The sequence below is a fragment of the Streptomyces bugieae genome, assembly GCF_036352915.1.
GTDB classification, from domain to species: Bacteria; Actinomycetota; Actinomycetes; order Streptomycetales; family Streptomycetaceae; genus Streptomyces; species Streptomyces endophytica.
Map to the genome: position 1 here is coordinate 257,352 of NZ_JAZBJP010000003.1, position 17,781 is coordinate 275,132.

A 17,781-nucleotide genomic window follows, 5' to 3' on the forward strand; every position below is an offset into this window, starting at 1 on the left:
GGGGGAGGGTCAGACCAGGGACGCGTACAGCTCCGGGCGCCGGTCGCGCAGGTAGGGGTTGGTCTCGCGGGAGGCGGCGAGGAACGCCGGGTCGACGTCGGCGGAGACCAGCTCCTCGCCGCGGCCGGCGCGGGCCCGGGCGACGCCGTCCGGGCCGGCGAGCGTGGAGAGCCCGACGAACTCGAACTCCCCCTCCGCACCGGTGCGGTTGACGTACGCGATGTACATCTGGTTCTCGAAGGCGCGGACCGGGACCAGCGATTCCGCGACGAACTGGAACGGGTGCATCTGCGCGGTGGGCACCAGCAGCAGATCGGTGCCGGCCAGCGCGTGCGCCCGGACGTTCTCCGGGAACTCCACGTCGTAGCAGATCATCAGGCCGACGCGGAGGCCGCCGAGCTCGGCCTGGACGACCGGCCGGTCGCCCGGCGTGAACCACTCGCGCTCGAAGCAGCCGAAGAGGTGGGTCTTGCGGTACGTGGCGAGGCGCTCGCCCCCGGCGTCGATCAGCTGGACCGCGTTGTAGACCGTGTCGCCGTCCCGCTCGGGGAAGCCGTAGGCGATCGCCAGACCGTGGTCGGCGGCGATCCGGGCGACGGCCTCAGCGGACGGGCCGTCGGCGGGCTCGGCGAGCTTGGGCACGTCGGCGCCGATGGCGTAGCCGGTGAGGAACATCTCGGGCGCGGCGAGCAGCCCGGCGCCCTGCGCGGCGGCCGCGCGGGCCGCGTCCGCCAGCACCTGCAGATTGTGGGCGACATCGCCGGGCCGGCCCGAACTCTGGAGCAGGGCGGTGTGCAGCGATGTCATGGGACCCCTCGGCGGACGGTTCGGGCGGGACGCATTGACGGTACGGGGCGGTGACGATTCCGGACAAGGCGCCACCGTTGCGTGCGGCCGGACGATTCATTGCGCGTTCAAGCGCCTCCGCGGCGATTCATTGCGCCGGAGGTCACCGGGCCTCCGGCGGGGGCCCGGCGGCGATGGTTTCCCTGACCACCCGGCGGACGAGTCCGCGCAGCCAGACGTGGCCGGCGTCCGCCTCCTGGCGGGGGTGCCAGGCCATTTCCATGGTCATGTCGGGGAGGTCCAGCGGGATGGGGAGGGTGCGCAGGCCCAGGGCGCGGACCGTCGAGGCGGCGATCACCTCGTTGGCGAAGCCGACCGCGTCGGTGTCGCGGACCATCATCAGCGAGGCGGCGAAGGTGGGGACGGTGGCGATCACCTTGCGGCGCAGCCCGAGGGCGGCCAGCGCGGTGTCGATGGGGCCGGTGAGCCGGCCGCGGCGGGTGAAGTTGAGGTGCGGGGCGTCGGCGTAGCGGCGGGCGGTGAGCCGGCCCTCGGTGAGCGGGTGGCCGTCGCGGACCACCGCCATCCCGCGGTCGGTGAACAGCTCCTCGGTACGGATCTCCGGTTCGGTGCTGTCGATCACCCCGAGTTCCAGGTCCACGGCGCCGTCCCGGAGCAGCGGCAGGTCCACGTGGCTCTCCCCGAGGAAGCGCAGCACGACCTGCGGGGCCTCCTCGGCGACCCGGGCGACGAGGCGCGGGCCGACGGCGGTCACGAAGAGGTCGTTGGCGCTGATGGTGAAGGCCCGGGCCAGCTGCGCCGGGTCGGCGGGGGTGGCCGGGGTGAGCACGCCGTGGGCGCCCTCCACCAGCCGGCGCACCTCGGCCCTGATCTCCAGGGCGCGCGGGGTGGGGACCATGTGGCGGCCGGCGCGGACCAGGACCGGGTCGCCGAGGGTGCGGCGGATCCGGCCGAGGGCGCGGCTCATGGCCGGTCCGGAGAGCCCGAGGCGGTCGGCGGCCGCGGTCACGCTCTCCTCCTCGAGCAGCGCGTCGAGGGCCGTCAGCAGGTTGAGGTCGACATTTGCGTTTCGCGCAATCATGGAGTGCACACCTTGCAGTTGAGGTTAATCCACGGGGACCCTAGCGTCCCGCCCATGACCTCGACCCTGTCTCCGTCCCCGCCGTCCGATTCCCTTCGCACGCCGCCCGGCAGGTCCTCCCGGCGGCGGTCGGTGACGGCCGCGATGTGCGTCTGCGTGCTGGTCGCGCAGTCGCTGGTGGCCGCGATGAACCTCGCGATCCCCCGGATCGCGGCGAGCGGACTGCATCCGTCCGCCGCCCAGCTGCTGTGGATCGTCGACACCTACGTGCTGGTCTTCGCGGGGCTGCTGATCCCCGCCGGGGCGCTGGGCGACCGCTACGGCCGCAAGGGCGTGCTGCTGACCGGGCTCGGTGTCTTCGCGACGGGCGCGCTGCTCAGCGCGCTGGCGGGCTCCCTGCCGGTGCTGCTGGCCGGCCGGGCCGTCTCGGGTGCGGGCGCCGCGCTGCTGGTCCCGGCGACCATGTCCGTCCTGCTGCACGCGACACCGCCGGACCGCCGGTCCGGGGCGGTCGCCGCCTGGAGCGCGGCGCTCGGCATCGGCGGCATGGCGGGCAACGCGGGCGGCGCGCTGATCCTCGAGTACCTGCCCTGGCAGGGGCTGTTCTGGGCGTATGTGCCGCTCGGGCTGGGCCTGCTGGTCTGGGTCGCCGCGGCCGCGCCGCGGGTCCCGAGGCAGACCGCCGCGCTGGACCTGCCGGGCTCGGTGCTGCTGGTCCTCGGGGCGGCCGCGCTGCTCTTCGGCATCATCGAGGGCCCGGGGCTGGGCTGGGGTTCGGCCGCGGTGACGGGGGCCTTCGCCCTGGCGCTGGTGGTGTTCGCGGTGTTCGTCCGGCACGGTCTGCGGGCCGCGCACCCGGTGCTGGACCCCCGGCTGTTCCGGCTGCCCCGGCTGCGGGCCGGCACCCTCGGCATCGCGGTGACGTTCTTCGGGATGTTCGCGCTGTTCTACGTCAACGCCCAGTTCCTGCAGTACGTGAAGGGCTACTCGCCGCTGCAGACCGGGTTCGCGATCGTGCCGCTGGCCTTCGGGATGATGGCGGTGACGCGGTACGGCATGCGCTGGGCGCAACAGGCCGGTGAGGCCACGGCGGTGGGTACGGGGCTGGGCCTGATCGTGGTGGGCCTGCTGCTGCTGTCCACCGCGGGCGCCGGCACCCCGTATCCGCTGTACCTGGTGTTCCTGCTGGTGATGTCGGTGGGTGCGGGGCTGGCGATGCCGACGCTGTCGCATGCGATCGTGGCGTCGGTGCCGGCCCACCGGTCGGGGATGGGCTCCGGACTCCAGGGCGCGGCACGGGAGTTGGGGGCGGCGCTGGGGATCGCCGTGGTCGGGACCGTGCTGTCGGTGCGGTTCGCCGCGGGCACCGGGCACGGCGCGGCGGTGACCACCGCGTTCACCGAGGCCACCGCGCTGGGGTACCGGATCGCGGCGGGCGTGGTGCTGGTGGCGGGGATCGCCGCGGTGGCCGGTCTGCGGACCCGGGCGCGCTCCGCTCACCCCGGCGTTTGACCTCAAGTCCGCCAGAGGTAGCAGGCTCGGCTGAGCACCCATGTCCTTGCCGACGGCTCCAAGGAGGTGTTCGTCTCCGCGGGTCACACCGACAGCACCCTGGTGCGGACCGCGGACGGCTGGCGGATCGCCGCCTCGGCACAGCGGATCGTCCGGACCCGCGGCACCCCGCCGCGGGTGCCGGCGGACCCGGGCGCAGCGGTCCGGGAGGGCCAGGGCCGTCCCGACCCCGATCCGTCGGACCGGCGCTAGCGGGGTGCGCCCGAGCCGTACCGGCGGAGCAGCGGGGAGAGCACCAGGACGGACTTGGTCCGTTCCACGAACGGCTCGCCGGCGATCCGCTCCAGCACCCGCTCGAAGTGGCGCATGTCGGAGGCGAAGACCTGGACCAAGGCGTCCGCCTCACCGGTGACGGTGGAGGCGGACGCCACTTCCGGGTAGCGCGACAGACCGCGGTGGATCGCCTCGGGCGAGGTGTTCCGGCGGCAGTAGATCTCGATGAACCCCTCGGTCTCCCAGCCGAGCGCGGCCGGGTCCACCCGTACGGTGAAGCCGGTGATCGCGCCGTCGGCCCGCAGCCGGTCCACCCGGCGCTTGACGGCCGGGGCGGACAGCCCGACCTCCTGGCCGATGTCGGCAAAGCTGCGGCGGGCGTCCTCGGCGAGGGCGTGGACGATGCGTTCGTCGAGATCGTTCAGTCGCACTGCGGGTGGATCACTTCTCTGACGTGGCCAATCGGGAGCGGCGCAAGCCGTAACCGAAGTAGACCACAAGGCCCACGACCATCCAGACACCGAAGACCACCCAGGTCACCGGCTCCAGGCTGTACATCATCCAGAGGCAGAGCAGGAAGCCGATCGCCGGGAACAGCGGGGAGAGCGGCGTACGGAAGGTGCGCTTCATCTCCGGGCGGGTCCGGCGCAGCACGATCACCGCCACGTTGACCAGCGCGAAGGCGAACAGCGTGCCGATGCTGGTGGCGTCGGCCAGCTGGCCCAGCGGCACCGCGGCGGCGAGCACGCCGCAGAACAGCGAGACGATCACGGTGTTGACCCGCGGCACCCCGGTCTTGGCGTGCACCTTGGCGAACGCCTTCGGCACCAGGCCGTCGCGGGACATCGCGAACAGGATGCGGGTCTGGCCGTAGAGCACGGTCAGCACGACGCTGGCGATGGCGATGACCGCGCCGAACGCGAGCAGCACGGCCCACCAGCTCTGCCCGGTGACCGCCTTCATGATCCCGGCCAGCGCGGCCTCGGAGCCCTTGAACTTCTGCCACGGCATGGCGCCCACGGCGATCGCCGCGACCAGGCAGTACAGCGCGGTGACGATCACCAGCGAGAGCATGATCGCGCGGGGCAGGTCGCGCTGCGGGTTCTTGGCCTCCTCGCCGGCCGTGGAGGCGGCGTCGAAGCCGATGTACGAGAAGAACAGGGTGGCGCCCGCGGCGCTCACACCGGCCATGCCCATCGGCATGAAGTTGGCGTAGTTGCCGGACTTGATGCCCTGGAAGGCGACGCCGCAGAACAGCAGCAGCGCGGCTATCTTGACCAGCACCATGATGGTGTTGGCCCGGGCGCTCTCCTTGGCACCGCCCAGCAGGAACGCCATGGCCAGCAGGACCACCAGCAGCGCCGGCAGGTTGAAGTAGCCGCCGTCGCCGGGCGGCTGGGACAGCGCGTCGGGGAGGGTGAAGCCGATCGTGCCGGCGAGCAGCTCGTTGAGGTACTGCCCCCAGCCCACCGCGACGGCCGCGACCGAGACGCCGTACTCCAGGATCAGGCACCAGCCGCAGACCCAGGCGACCAGCTCGCCGAGGGTGGCGTAGGCGTAGGAGTACGAGGAGCCGGAGACCGGGATGGTGCCGGCCAGCTCCGCGTAGGACAGCGCCGAGAACAGCGCGGTGATGCCGGCGATCACGAAGGAGATCACGACGGCGGGGCCGGCGGCCGGGACCGCGTTGCCGAGCACCACGAAGATGCCGGTGCCGAGGGTGGCACCGATGCTGATCATGGTCAGCTGCCAGACGCCCATCGAGCGGCGGAGCTCACCGCCCTGCCCCTTGCCGCCCTCGGCGACCAGCCGCTCGACCGGCTTGCGCCGCATCAGCCGGGTGCCGAGGCCGCCGGGGCCGCCGGGAGAGGGCGGCCGGGTGTCGCTGGCCCCTGCGGGCGGGGCTGCGCCGTGCTCCAACACTGGGGAGGCTCCTTCATCGCTGCCTGTCAGGTGACGGCGACCGACGGCGGTCAGGAAACGGGCATGCCGAAGCGTCCCGTGCGGGAGACCGCCGAGCAGGCGGTCTCCGCCACTCCACGTACTGACGCAGACCTTACGGGGCGCCGCTGAGCTGCCGTAATGCAGGTTCCTTGCGCAACCACGGCTGATCGTTGCGCACCGGCGACCCGTGCGGTGGATCGTTGCGCCGTTGCGCCAGGAAACCCCGCGAGACCCCGGAAACGCAAACCGGCCCCGCACCGGTCGGTGCGGGGCCGGTCAGGCGCTCCCCAGGGCCGTGAACGGCCCGTGGCGGGTCAGCTCCAGCTGTCGTGCAGCGGCTTGCCCTCGGCGTAGCCGGCGGCGCTCTGCACGCCGACCACGGCCTTCTCGGCGAACTCCTCCAGCGTGGCCGCGCCCGCGTACGTGCAGGAGCTGCGGACGCCCGCGATGATCGAGTCGATCAGGTCCTCGACGCCCGGCCGGGCCTGGTCGATGAACATCCGGGAGTGCGAGATGCCCTCCTCGAAGAGCGCCTTGCGGGCCCGGTCGTAGGACGACTCCTCGCTCGTCCGGCGCTGCACCGCACGGGCGGAGGCCATGCCGAAGCTCTCCTTGTACGGACGGCCGTCGGCGGTGTGCTGGAGGTCGCCGGGCGACTCCAGCGTGCCGGCGAACCAGGAGCCGATCATGACGTTGGAGGCACCGGCGGCCAGCGCCATGGCGACGTCGCGGGGGTGCCGCACACCGCCGTCGGCCCAGACGTGCTTGCCGTACTTCTTCGCCTCGGCGGCACACTCCAGCACCGCGGAGAACTGCGGCCGGCCGACACCGGTCATCATCCGGGTGGTGCACATCGCGCCGGGGCCGACCCCGACCTTGATGATGTCCGCGCCGGCCTCGATCAGGTCGCGCACGCCCTCGGCGGCGACGATGTTGCCCGCCACGATCGGGACCTGCGGGTCCAGCGCCCGGACGGCCTTGATCGCGCTGATCATGCTCTCCTGGTGGCCGTGCGCGGTGTCCACGACGAGCGTGTCCACACCGGCCTCCAGCAGCGCCTTGGCCTTGCCGGCCACGTCGCCGTTGATGCCGACCGCGGCCGCGATCCGCAGCTTGCCGTCGGCGTCGGTGGCGGGGGTGTACAGCGTGGCGCGCAGCGCGCCCTTGCGGGTCAGCACGCCGACCAGCATGCCGTCGGCGTCGACCGCGGGCGCGAGCTTGCGGTTGGCGGCGTCGAGGCGGTTGAAGGCCTCCCGCGGGTCGATGTCCGCGTCGAAGACCAGCAGGTCCTTGGTCATGACCTCGGCGACCTGGGTGAAGCGGTCCACCCCGGCCAGGTCGTGCTCGGTGACGATGCCGACCGGGCGGCCGCCCTCGACGACGACGCCCGCGCCGTGCGCCCGCTTGGGCAGCAGCGCCAGGGCGTCCGCGACGGTCGCCACCGGGGACAGCACGATCGGCGTGTCCAGTACCAGATGACGGCGCTTGACCCAGGTCACGACGTCGGTGACGACGTCGATCGGGATGTCCTGCGGGATGACGACCAGGCCACCACGGCGGGCGACGGTCTCGGCCATCCGGCGGCCGGCGATCGCCGTCATGTTGGCGACCACCAGCGGGATGGTGGTTCCCGTCCCGTCGGGCGTGGCCAGGTCGACGCCCTGGCGGGAGCCCACGGCGGAGCGGCCGGGCACCATGAACACATCGTCGTAGGTCAGGTCGTAAGGCACCGAAGAACTCTCTTCGAGCGCGCCGTTCTTCGGATTCAGGAATCGCATATAGCCCAGGATACGGGCCCTGACCAGGGCTCATACGATTGTCCTAGCCCCTGCTGGGCCATGTGTGCGATCCGCCAAGAGGGCCGCGGAGGGACCGCCCGGGTCCGGCCTCAGGGCGCCTGCCGGCGGCCGCGGCCCCTGGCCAGGACCACCGCCAGCCCGGTGCCGCTGTCGCGCCAGAAGCCCACCGCGTCGGCCAGGACGGACTCCACCACGGCCCAGTCCTCGGGCACGGCGGCGGCGTAGCCCTGCCAGCCGGTGAGGGCCAGCAGCCGGCCGCGGTCGGCCGGGCACCAGGACAGGTCGGTCAGGCAGTCGGCGAGCGCGTCCCAGTTGCGGCCGAACCAGCCGGGCAGCCGCAGCGCGCCGGCGCACCGGTCCATGAAGGCGGCCTTGTCCGCGACGCCCTCCAGGTCCAGCACGGCACCGGTCCAGCCGGCCTCCCGCGCGGCGGCCAGCGCCTCGGCCACCGGCCGGTCGGCGGGCCAGGGCAGCACCCCGGGCGGCGTCCGCCCGTCGAGCACCGCCGCGAGCGGCCGCGGCACGGCCGCCGGCTCCGGCCCGGTCATCGCAGCACCGCCTCGAAGGTCCGGTAGTGGTCGGCCGTGTAGTACGTCTCGTGGCCGCGGCCGGTGATCAGCCGGCGGGCACCGCGGTCCGGCGAGCCCGGGGTGCGGACCGTGTACTCGTGGTAGTAGCCGCGCGGGTGCGGCGGCAGCCGCCGTTCGCGGTTGCCGAAGACGGTCCCGTCCTGCGGGTACGGGAACGGCCCGCCGGCGTCGACGAGCCGCAGCGTGTCACGCGCCTGGGCGGGGAGCCCGGCGCCCGTGACGACCGGCATGCCGGACGCCCGGGCCGGTACGCGGGACGGCGCGGCCCCGCGGGAGGTGCCGGCGGTGGTGGAGTGCGGCGGGCCGGCCGAACTCCCCTGCCCGGCCCGGCCGGTGGTACATCCGGTGAGCACGAGCAGCAGCCCGGCGAGCAGCGCGCCGAGGACGGCGGCGGCACGGCGCGGGGCGGGGCGGATCACCATGGGCCGATGCTGTCACAGGCCCGCCCGGGCCGCCCGCCGGTGACCGCCGGGTGGTACGGCCGCCCGGCGGCGGCCGGGCTCAGGTCCCGTCGGGATCCGCCCGGTCCAGCGCGGGGCGCGGGCCGGGGCCGGTCTCCAGCAGCAGGTGGTCGGCCGCCGCGGTGTCCGTGACCAGGCTCGTCACGAGCCCGGAGCGCAGCACGGCGCCGATCGCCGCGGCCTTGCGCCGGCCGCCCGCGATGGCCACGACCTCCGGGATGCGGCGCAGCCGGTCCGCCTCGACGGTGATGCACCGCTCGCCCAGGTCCCGGCCGATCCGCCGGCCCTCGGCGTCGAAGAGGTGCGCGGACATCTCGGCGGCCGCGCCCAGCGAGGCGTAGTGCTCGCGCTCCTCCTCGGACAGCATGTCGTAGACCGTGGAGACGCCCGGCTCCCAGGAGCCGATGGAGACGCAGGCCACGGTGACCTTGTCGAAGTAGTCGAAGGCGCGGGCGATGCCGGTCTGCCGGCGCAGCGCCTCGGCGGTCGCCGAGTCGGGCAGCAGCATCGGCGCGTAGATCGGGTGCGCCTCGCCGCCGGCGACGTCGGCCGCGCGGCGCACCGCCTCGACCGAGCCGCGGTCGGCGGTGCCCGCGTCGTAGACGCCGGTCAGCTGGACGACCGTGCAGGGCGGCAGCCGGTGCAGCGCGGCCGCCATGTGGATGGTCGAACGGCCCCAGGCGAGCCCGAGCACATCGCCCTCGGTGACCAGCTCGCCGAGCAGGTCGGCGGCGACCTCACCGAGGTTCTCCGGGTCCGCGGCGTCCTCGGGCGCGGTCTGGCCACCGAAGGCGGGGGGAGCGTCCGCGGGCGACTCGACGACCACCGCGTGCCGCAGGCCGTAGCGGGCCCGCAGCGCGTCGGAGCGCTCGGCGTCCAGCTCGGAGGGCACCCGGATCTCGATCCGTACGAGATCACGCTCCAGTGCGGTCTCCAGCACCCGGGCGACCTTGAACCGGCTGACGCCGAACTCCTCCGCGATCTGGATCTTCGACTTGCCCTCGAGATAGAAACGGCGGGCCATGGCCGCGGCCTGCACCAGCTCGGCAGGGCCCATTCCGGACTGTGGGCGGCTGGCTACCACGAAATTCTCCCCTTTTGCGCATCTGATCGAGTCTTTGCTCATCCTTTCAGAAACCCGGCGGCAACGGGGACCTTGACCGCCGCGACCCTCGTGAACGCTCGGTGGCGCCACGGACAATTGGCGGCTCGGCCACGCCACGGGGCCCTTCCCGTGGCCGGCAACGGCCTTGCCGCCCGCCCCCGTTGGCCGGAATTCAGTGGGCGCAGGCCCAGCCGGCCCCCGCGGCCGCCGCCTCGGCCTTCTCACGCAGATCCCGCACCGCCTTGGCGGGGTCGTCCGCGCCGTAGACCGCGGAACCGGCCACGAAGACGTCGGCGCCGGCCTCCGCGCACCGCTCGATGGTGGCGTCGGAGACCCCGCCGTCCACCTGGAGCCACAGTTCGAGGCCGTGCCGGGAGATCAGCTCACGGGTGCGGCGGATCTTGGGCAGCATGATGTCCAGGAACGCCTGGCCGCCGAAGCCGGGCTCCACGGTCATGATCAGCAGCATGTCGAGCTCGGGGAGCAGGTCCTCGTACGGCTCGATCGGGGTGGCCGGCTTGAGCGCCATCGACGCCCGCGCCCCCTTGGCCCGGATCTCCCGCGCCAGCCGCACCGGCGCGGCGGCCGCCTCGGCATGGAAGGTCACCGACCCGGCCCCGGCCTCGACGTACTGCGGCGCCCAGCGGTCCGGGTCCTCGATCATCAGGTGCAGGTCGAGCGGGGTCTCCGTCGCCTTGCGCAGCGACTCGACGACCGGCACACCGAGCGTGAGGTTCGGCACGAAGTGGTTGTCCATCACGTCGACGTGCAGCCAGTCGGCGCCCTCGACGGCCTTCGCCTCCTCGGCGAGCCGGGCGAAGTCTGCGGACAGGATGCTGGGGTTGATCAAGGCCATGCCCCCAGTATGGCGCCCCGCCCCGGAGCGGGCGGAGGCGGGCGGCGCCGGGGGCCGGCCGGCCCCCGGCCCACCCCGCTCCCCGGATCCCGGCGGTGGACTCGAACCCTCCGCTCCGTACCGGCGGGCGCGCCTCCTCGCTGTCCAGCGGATGGATCTCTCAACGCGCCCCGCCGGCAAGGGAGTTCCGCAGTTCCTCGGCGCGTTCGCGCCGTCCGGACTCCCCGCTCGTCCCGCTGCCACCTCTCCTTAGTCCACGATGGGACGCCGCAGCAGGCGCGACCGGGTCAGCCGGTGCGGCGCAGCAGGGCCAGGTACATCGCGTCGGTGCCGTGCAGGTGGGGCCAGAGCTGGACGTCCGGGCCGTCGCCGAGGGCGGGGACGCCGGGCATCAGCGGGCGGGCGTCGACCCATTCGACCGCCACGGCCGGGCCGCCGCGGCCCTTGATGACGTCGTCCACCACGGCCCGGGTCTCGGCCGGGTGCGGCGAGCAGGTCGCATAGCCGACCACGCCGCCGACGCGCACCGCGGCGAGCGCCTGGCGCAGCAGCTCGCGCTGGAGCGGGGCGAAGCCGTCGAGGTCCTCGGGGCTACGGCGCCAGCGGGCCTCCGGGCGCCGGCGGAGCGCGCCCAGGCCGGTGCACGGGACGTCCATCAGGACCCGGTCGAAGCTGCCGGGGCGCCAGGCGGGGCGGGTGCCGTCGGCGGTGACGACCGCGTACGGGCCGGGGTTGCCGGCCAGGGCCCGGGCGACCAGGCGGGCGCGGTGCGGCTGCTTCTCCGACGCCAGCAGGGCGGCGCCGCGCTCGGCTGCCAGCGCGGCCAGCAGCGCGGCCTTGCCGCCGGGGCCGGCGCAGCCGTCCAGCCAGGCCCGGTCGGTGCCCTCGACGGGCGCGTTCGCCAGGGCCAGGGCGACCAGCTGGCTGCCCTCGTCCTGCACGCCGGCACGGTTCTCGCGCACCGCGTCCAGCGCGCCGGGCTCACCGCCCTCGGCGAGCCGGACCGCGTACGGCGACCAGCGGCCCGGCAGCGCGCCCCGCTCGCCGGCCGCGGCCAGCAGCTCCTCGGCGGTGGCCCGGCCGGGCCGCGCCACCAGCGTCACCTCGGGGCGCTCGTTGTCCGCCTCCAGCAGGTCCTCGATGCCGGCGCGGCCGCCGCCGAGGGCGTCCCACAGCGCCGAGACGATCCAGCGGGGGTGCGCGTGCACCAGGCCGAGGTGGTCCTCGGGGTCCTCGTCGTAGTCCGGGGCGATCCGCGCCAGCCAGCCGTCCAGGTCGTCCGCCGCGACCTTGCGCAGCACCGCGTTGACGAACTTGGCGCGCCCGTCACCCAGCACCACCCGTGCCAGCTCGACGCTCGCGCTGACCGCGGCGTGCGTGGGGATGCGGGTGCCGAGCAGCTGGTGGGCGCCGAGCGTGAGCACGTCCAGGACCGGCGGGTCGACCTCGCGCAACGGCCGGTCCACGCATTGGGCGATGATCGCGTCGTACGTGCCCTGCCGCCGCAGCGAGCCGTAGACCAGCTCGGTCGCCAGCGCCGCGTCCCGGGCGTCGAAGTCCCCGCCCTCGCGCGCCTTGCGCAGCAGCGGCGGCAGGACGAGGTTCGCGTAGGCGTCCCGCTCGTCGACGGCCCGCAGCGCCTCGAACGCGAGGATCCTGACCGGGTCCTTCTTCGGACGGCGGTGCGGCTTGCCGGGACGGCGGCGGGGCTGGGGCTGGCTCACAGAAAAGGTGCTCCGGATACGACATGCGGTCTGGGGGTCCCGGATGAGGGATCCGTCCCAGCCTACGCGGGCCCGGGGCTGCCGCAGAACGCCTCCCTGCCCGGGCCCGGGCCGCGCAGCACGCCTCCCTGCGCGGCCCCGGGACCCCGGCGGTACGCCTTCGCTACGCGGCCCGCCGCTCGTAGCCCACGAGCCGGACGCAGACGGCGAGCCCCTCGATCGCCTGCTCCAGCTCCGCGAGGCCGGGGTAGCTGGGCGCGATCCGGATGACCGCGTCGCGCGGGTCGTCGCCGTACGGGTGGGTGGCGCCGGCCGGGGTGAGCACGATGCCCGCCTCGGCGGCCTTGCGGACGACCTCCTTGGCGCAGCCGTCCGGCACCTCCAGGGTCACGAAGTACCCGCCCCGGGGCGTGGTCCAGGTCGCGAGCCCGGTGCCGCCGAGCTCCTTCTGCAGGATCCGGCCCACCGCCTCGAACTTGGGCCGGAGCAGGGCGCGCTGGCGCTCCATGTGGGCGCGCACCCCGTCGGCGTCGCGCAGGAACATCACGTGCCGCAGCTGGTTGACCTTGTCGGGGCCTATCGACCGCTTGGCGTTGTGGCCGAGCAGCCACGTCACGTTCGCGGGCGAGGAGCCGAAGAAGGCGACACCGGCGCCGGCCGCGGTGATCTTCGAAGTGGAACCGAAGACGAACGCCCGGTCCGGGTGGCCGGCCTCGGCGCAGGCGACGAGCAGGTCGGCGATCTCGACCGGCTCGTCGGTGAGGTGGTGGGCGGCGTACGCGTTGTCCCAGAAGATCCGGAAGTCGGGGGCGGCGGTGGGCATGGCGGCGAGCCGCGCCACGGTCGCGTCGCTGTAGCTGACGCCGGTCGGGTTGCTGTACTTCGGTACGCACCAGATGCCCTTGATCGCGGAGTCCTCGGCGACCAGCCGCTCCACGGTCTCCATGTCCGGGCCCTCGTCGGTCATCGGCACCGGGATCATCTCGATCCCGAACCGCTCGCAGAGCGCGAAGTGCCGGTCGTAGCCGGGCACCGGACACAGGAACGCGATCCGCTCCTGGTCCGCCCAGCGCGACGCGGCGCCCGGCAGCACGCCCAGCAGGGCGTGCACCAGACAGTCGTGCATCAGCTCCAGGCTGGAGTTGCCGGCCGCGAGCAGCTGCCCGGCCGGGACCTGGAGCAGCCCGGCGAATATCTCCCGGAGCTCGGGCAGGCCCTGCAGCCCGCCGTAGTTGCGCACGTCCGTGCCGTCGGCGGAGGTGTGCCGTCCGCCGGGCAGGCTCAGCAGGTCCGTGGCGAGGTCGAGCTGTTCCGGGGCCGGCTTGCCGCGGGTGAGGTTGAGCGAGAGCCCCCGTCCGGCGAGTTCCTGGTAGTCCTGGCGGGCCCGCTCGACGAGACCGGCCGGCGCGTCGGGGCTCAGCTCGGTGGTCATGGTGCTTCCTTTCCCAGGGGCCGCACCGCGGGGGCGGCGCGTCGTTCAGGTGGCGCCGCCGAGGATACAAACCGCCCCGGACGACCGGCCCGGGAATTCCACCCACTGGGATCCACGGGGCCACGCCGGGCCCCGTGGGCGTCAGCCGCCGAGCCGTTCGCCCGCCTCGATGCGTACGCCGCGCGCCCAGTCCGCGGCCCGCATCGGCTTCTTGCCCTGCGGCTGCACCCAGACCAGTTCGACCGGGTGGCTGCCGGTGCCGACGTACACCGCCTTCTTGGTGACGGCGAGCGCGCCGGGTGCGAGGGAGAGTTCGGCGTGGCCCGCGGCGGAGGTGGCGGACATCAGCTTCAGGCGCTCGCCGCGGAAGACCGTCCAGGCGCCGGGCGCCGGCGCACAGCCGCGGATCACCCGGTCGACCCGCAGGGCCGGCGCCGCCCAGTCCACCTTGGCGTCCTCGACCTCGATCTTCGGCGCGAGGGAGACGCCCTCGGCGGGCTGCGGCACCGGCGTCAGGCTGCCGTCCTCGATGCCGTCCATGGTCGCGACGAGCAGACCGGAGCCGGCGAACGCGAGCCGGGTGAGCAGATCACCGCTGGTGTCGGTCGGCCGGACCTCCTCGGTCAACACCCCGTAGACCGGGCCGGAGTCGAGCCCCTCCTCGATCTGGAAGGTCGAGGCGCCGGTGACCTCGTCACCGGCCAGCACCGCGTGCTGCACCGGTGCCGCGCCGCGCCAGGCCGGCAGCAGCGAGAAGTGCAGATTCACCCACCCCCTGGCGGGAACGTCGAGCGCCACCTTGGGCAGCAGGGCGCCGTAGGCGACCACCGGGCAGCAGTCCGGGGCGATCTCCCGCAGCCGGGCCAGGAAGTCCTCGTCCCGCGGGCGGGCGGGCTTGAGCACCTCGATGCCGGCCTCCTCCGCACGCTCCGCGACCGGGCTGGCGACCAGCTTCCGGCCGCGTCCCGCGGGCGCGTCGGGCCTGGTCACGACGGCCACGACCTCGTGCCGGTCGGAGGCGATCAGGGCATCGAGGGAGGGGACGGCGACCTCGGGGGTGCCGGCGAAGACAAGCCTCATGGGTGGCGGACTACCTCTCACACGCAGCGGAACGACGCACCAGTCTAGGGGCCTTGCCCCGGCCCGGGAGCGCCGCTTCAGGGGGCGTACGACATTTCCCGCGCCTCGCACGGAAGCTCGTACGCCCCCATACCGTGACCAGAGCCGCTCCTGTCGCGTTGGTCAAACAGCATTGACCCGAAGCGGGCCGCCGAGGCGGCCCGATCGTTTTCCTTTTCTTCATTCCACGCCGGTTCGAGAGGCTTGCTCATGGCCGACCACGCAACCCACGACGCCCAGGCACGCGCCAGCCTGCATCTCCTGGTGCGGGACATCGAGCGGGTCCGCCGGCAGGTGGACGCACTGCGCACGCTGACCGCTCAGCTGGGCAACGTCTACCGGCCGCGGCGCACGGGTCCGTCCGCGGGCTTCGTCGTCTACGGACGCGCGCCGGCGCCGACCGTGCGCCTTGCCCAGGAACTGCGGGACAGCGTCGAGACGCTCGTCACGGCCGCGGTCGACTTCGACCGTTCGCTGGGGTTCTCGTGGGACGCGGTGGGCTCCGCGCTCGGCGTCACCAAGCAGGCGGTGCACCGCCGTTACGGCGCCCGCCGGGCCGCCGCCCAGCCCGCCGCGGACGGCGCGGCCGAGCCCGCGGTGCGTACGCCGGAGTCCTCCGCGACCCGCGCGGTGAGCGTGACCAGCGGGCTGTCCGGCGCGCCGTCCGTGCCCGCCGCTCGCTCCATGCCCGGCCAGTCCTCCGCGGCCGCCCGCGAAGAGCCGACCCGTCCGGGCGCCTTCCCCGGCCCGCGCAACGGCTGAAACCCTCCCCCACGCCGGCCGCCCGGCATCCTCGCCAGCGCCCCGGGACCGCCCGCCGACCTCGGTTCCGGGGCGGCGTCATGCCCGCCTCCGTACCGCGGGCCCCGGCACCCCGCAGCGCAGGCACGGGCCCCTCAACTACGGCGCCCCGCGCGCGATCACCCCAGGTCCGGCGGATCGATCCGGACCCGCACCGCCGCCCCCTCCCGCTTGACCAGCCTGGCCGCCCGCGCCGCCTTGAGCGCCGCGGCGAGCGCCGCGCCCTGGCCCGGCCGGACCCGGACCAGCGCCCGCTCCCACTGCTCGCCGGGCTGCGGATCGCCCGGCCGACGCGGCCGCCCGGGGTCCGGCACCGGCAGCGGCACCGGCCCCAACACCTCGGCGCCCGAAGGGAGTTCGGCCGCCCGCAGCAGCTCGGCGACGTCCTCGGGCCGGCCGGTCACCGACGCCATCCGGGACACCGGCGGGAACCCCAGCTCGGCCCGCTCGGCCAGCTCGCGCAGCGCGTGCCCGGCCGGGTCCCAGCGCACCAGCGCCTGCACCGGCCGCAGCGTCGGCTCCGCGATCACCGCGACCGTGCCGCCCTCCGCCTGGCCGCGCACCAGCGCCGCGGCGCCCAGCCAGCGGCGCAGCGCCTCCTCCCCGGCCCGCAGGTCCGCCCGCCCCAGCAGCGCCCAGCCGTCGAGCAGCAGCGCCGCCGCGTACCCGGCGCCCTCGGCGACCGGCTCGGCACCGGGGGTGGAGACGACGAGGGCGGGGCGGTCCGGGACCGAATCCAGGACGTGGTCCCGGCCGGAGGTGCGCACCGGCACCTCCGGGAAGGCCCGGCCCAGCTCCTCGGCCGTACGGCGGGCGCCGACGATCTGCGCCCGCAGCCGGGTGCCACCGCACTCGGCGCAGTGCCAGTCCGGGGTCTCTTGGCCGCACCAACCGCAGCACAGCGCGGTGTCGTTGCTCCGCGCCTCCAGTGGTCCGGCGCAGTGCCGGCAGCGGGCCGGCTCCCGGCAGCGCTCGCAGGCCAGCCGGGGGACGTAGCCCCTCCGGGGCACCTGCACCAGCACCGGGCCGCGGGCCAGCCCGGCGCGGGCCGTCTGCCAGGCGAGCGTCGGCAGCCGGGCCACCCGTGCCGCTTCGTCGCGCGCGGCCTGCACGTCGTCGACGGTACGGATCAACGGGGCGGCCGTGCGGAGCTGTTCGCGGCCGGCCTCCAGCGGCCGGGCCCAGCCGTTCTCGACGAGCTGGGTGGCCTCGACCGTGCGGCCCAGGTCGCCGACCAGGCAGGCGGCCTTCTCGTGCACCGCGCGGAGCAGGAGGACGTCCCGGGCGTGCGGATGCGGGGCGTTGGTGTCGCTGTGGCTGGAGTTGCCGTCGTCCCAGATGGCGACGAGGCCGAGGTCGGCGACCGGGGCGTACATCGCGGCACGGGTGCCGATGACGGCCCGGACCGCGCCGCGGCGTATGGCCAGCCAGCGGCGGTACCGCTCCTCGGGGCCGGAATCGGCCACCAGGAGCGTGTGCAGCCCCTGCCCCACGAGCTCGGTCAGCGCCGCGTCCACCCGCGCCGCCGACCGTCCGTCGGGCATCACGACCAGGGCGCCACGGCCGGACGCCAGGGTCGCCGCCACCACCGCGGCCAGCTCCCCGGGCCACCGCGGCCCGGGGAGCGCGCTCCACACGGCCCGCGGCGCGCCACCGCGCGCGAGGGCGTCCAGGAACGCCGGGCCGTCCGGATAGCGCGCCCAACTGCCCGGGGCGGGCGGCGCGGGCGGGGGCGGCGGCTCGGGGAAGCACTCCGCCTCCGCCTTGGCGTGGCGCGGTGGAACGGCCAGCTGGAGGACGTCGGCGAGCGAACCGGCGTACCGGTCGGCCACCGCCCGGCAGAGCGCCAGCAGCTCCGGGCTGAGCACCGGCTCGGGCGAGACGACCTGGGCGAGCGCGGCCAGCGGGCCGCGGTAGTCGGACTCCGCGATCCGCTCGACGAGATAGCCGTCGAGCAGTCCGCCGCCCTCGCGCCGGCCCTCGCGCACCCGGCCGGTCCCCGCGCCGAACCGCACCCGGACCCGGACGCCGGGGCGGGCGTCGGCGTCCATGGCGGCGGGGACGGCGTAGTCCCACAGCTTGTCGAGATGGACCGGGCCCTTGTCGACCAGGACCCGGGCCACCGGCAGGGCATCGGCGAGCTGCGCGCCCCGCCACGTCCGCGGCTTGGCGCGCTCCGCCCTGGTCTCCCGGACGGTCTCCCTGATGAGGGCCAGCTGCTCGCCCCGCTCCCCCGGATCCCGCCCGTTCTCACTGCTCACAGCACCAGTCTTAGCA

At 74.6% G+C, this 17,781-nt stretch carries 16 protein-coding genes; 3 read left to right on the top strand and 13 right to left on the bottom strand.

Annotated elements, in window-relative coordinates:
- Positions 1–9: 9 nt before the first annotated feature.
- Both V2J85_RS11320 and V2J85_RS11325 read right to left on the bottom strand, forming a co-directional pair.
- Positions 10–807, bottom strand: coding sequence for a carbon-nitrogen hydrolase family protein (locus V2J85_RS11320; RefSeq protein WP_330821519.1), 798 nt, complete (start codon positions 805–807; stop codon positions 10–12).
- A 142-nt stretch (positions 808–949) separates the two neighbouring features.
- A complete protein-coding gene (locus V2J85_RS11325) occupies positions 950–1,888 on the bottom strand; it encodes a LysR family transcriptional regulator (RefSeq protein ID WP_261952598.1) in 939 nt (312 codons plus the stop codon).
- 54 nt (positions 1,889–1,942) lie between these two features.
- Between V2J85_RS11325 and V2J85_RS11330 the strand changes: the two genes are divergently transcribed.
- Together V2J85_RS11330 and V2J85_RS11335 are read left to right on the top strand one after the other, a co-directional pair.
- Entirely contained in the window at positions 1,943–3,400 is a 1,458-nt protein-coding gene (locus V2J85_RS11330) for an MFS transporter (protein WP_330821520.1), read from the top strand.
- Positions 3,401–3,466: 66 nt separating this feature from the next.
- The gene (locus tag V2J85_RS11335; protein WP_261952596.1) at positions 3,467–3,652 is read left to right on the top strand and encodes a hypothetical protein; all 186 of its coding nucleotides are present in this window, start codon (positions 3,467–3,469) and stop codon (positions 3,650–3,652) included.
- Here the strand turns inward: V2J85_RS11335 and V2J85_RS11340 are convergent.
- The 10 genes from V2J85_RS11340 to fmt form a co-directional block, all read right to left on the bottom strand.
- Positions 3,649–4,104: an Lrp/AsnC family transcriptional regulator gene (locus V2J85_RS11340; RefSeq protein ID WP_261952595.1), complete on the bottom strand. Its 456-nt coding sequence runs from the start codon at positions 4,102–4,104 to the stop codon at positions 3,649–3,651. The two genes, V2J85_RS11335 and V2J85_RS11340, sit on opposite strands and share 4 nt — an antisense overlap.
- A 10-nt stretch (positions 4,105–4,114) precedes the next feature.
- A complete protein-coding gene (locus V2J85_RS11345; protein ID WP_261952594.1) occupies positions 4,115–5,596 on the bottom strand; it encodes an amino acid permease in 1,482 nt (493 codons plus the stop codon).
- A gap of 335 nt (positions 5,597–5,931) precedes the next feature.
- On the bottom strand, positions 5,932–7,395 hold the full coding sequence (locus V2J85_RS11350) for a GuaB1 family IMP dehydrogenase-related protein (RefSeq protein WP_030412029.1): 1,464 nt from the start codon (positions 7,393–7,395) through the stop codon (positions 5,932–5,934).
- 110 nt (positions 7,396–7,505) lie between these two features.
- On the bottom strand, positions 7,506–7,964 hold the full coding sequence (locus tag V2J85_RS11355; protein WP_261952593.1) for a barstar family protein: 459 nt from the start codon (positions 7,962–7,964) through the stop codon (positions 7,506–7,508).
- Complete coding sequence (locus tag V2J85_RS11360) at positions 7,961–8,428, bottom strand: guanyl-specific ribonuclease (protein ID WP_330821521.1); 468 nt, start codon at positions 8,426–8,428, stop codon at positions 7,961–7,963. Before V2J85_RS11360 ends, V2J85_RS11355 begins: the two co-directional genes overlap by 4 nt.
- A 79-nt stretch (positions 8,429–8,507) precedes the next feature.
- A complete protein-coding gene (locus V2J85_RS11365; protein WP_261957210.1) occupies positions 8,508–9,524 on the bottom strand; it encodes a sugar-binding transcriptional regulator in 1,017 nt (338 codons plus the stop codon).
- Between the two features lie 220 nt (positions 9,525–9,744).
- Positions 9,745–10,428, bottom strand: coding sequence for a ribulose-phosphate 3-epimerase (rpe, locus tag V2J85_RS11370; protein WP_330821522.1), 684 nt, complete (start codon positions 10,426–10,428; stop codon positions 9,745–9,747).
- Positions 10,429–10,715: 287 nt separating this feature from the next.
- Positions 10,716–12,152 carry an RsmB/NOP family class I SAM-dependent RNA methyltransferase gene (locus V2J85_RS11375; RefSeq protein WP_261952590.1) on the bottom strand — a complete coding sequence of 479 codons (1,437 nt, stop codon included), beginning with the start codon at positions 12,150–12,152 and terminating at the stop codon, positions 10,716–10,718.
- 163 nt (positions 12,153–12,315) lie between these two features.
- Positions 12,316–13,584, bottom strand: coding sequence for an aspartate aminotransferase type Ic (locus tag V2J85_RS11380; protein ID WP_330821523.1), 1,269 nt, complete (start codon positions 13,582–13,584; stop codon positions 12,316–12,318).
- Between the two features lie 141 nt (positions 13,585–13,725).
- The gene (fmt, locus tag V2J85_RS11385) at positions 13,726–14,664 is read right to left on the bottom strand and encodes a methionyl-tRNA formyltransferase (RefSeq protein ID WP_261952588.1); all 939 of its coding nucleotides are present in this window, start codon (positions 14,662–14,664) and stop codon (positions 13,726–13,728) included.
- Positions 14,665–14,913: 249 nt separating this feature from the next.
- On the opposite strand from fmt, the gene V2J85_RS11390 reads away from it, so the two are divergent.
- The gene (locus V2J85_RS11390) at positions 14,914–15,465 is read left to right on the top strand and encodes a hypothetical protein (protein WP_261952587.1); all 552 of its coding nucleotides are present in this window, start codon (positions 14,914–14,916) and stop codon (positions 15,463–15,465) included.
- A gap of 158 nt (positions 15,466–15,623) precedes the next feature.
- Here the strand turns inward: V2J85_RS11390 and V2J85_RS11395 are convergent, their stop codons facing one another.
- On the bottom strand, positions 15,624–17,765 hold the full coding sequence (locus V2J85_RS11395) for a primosomal protein N' (protein ID WP_330821524.1): 2,142 nt from the start codon (positions 17,763–17,765) through the stop codon (positions 15,624–15,626).
- Between the last annotated feature and the right edge of the window lie 16 nt (positions 17,766–17,781).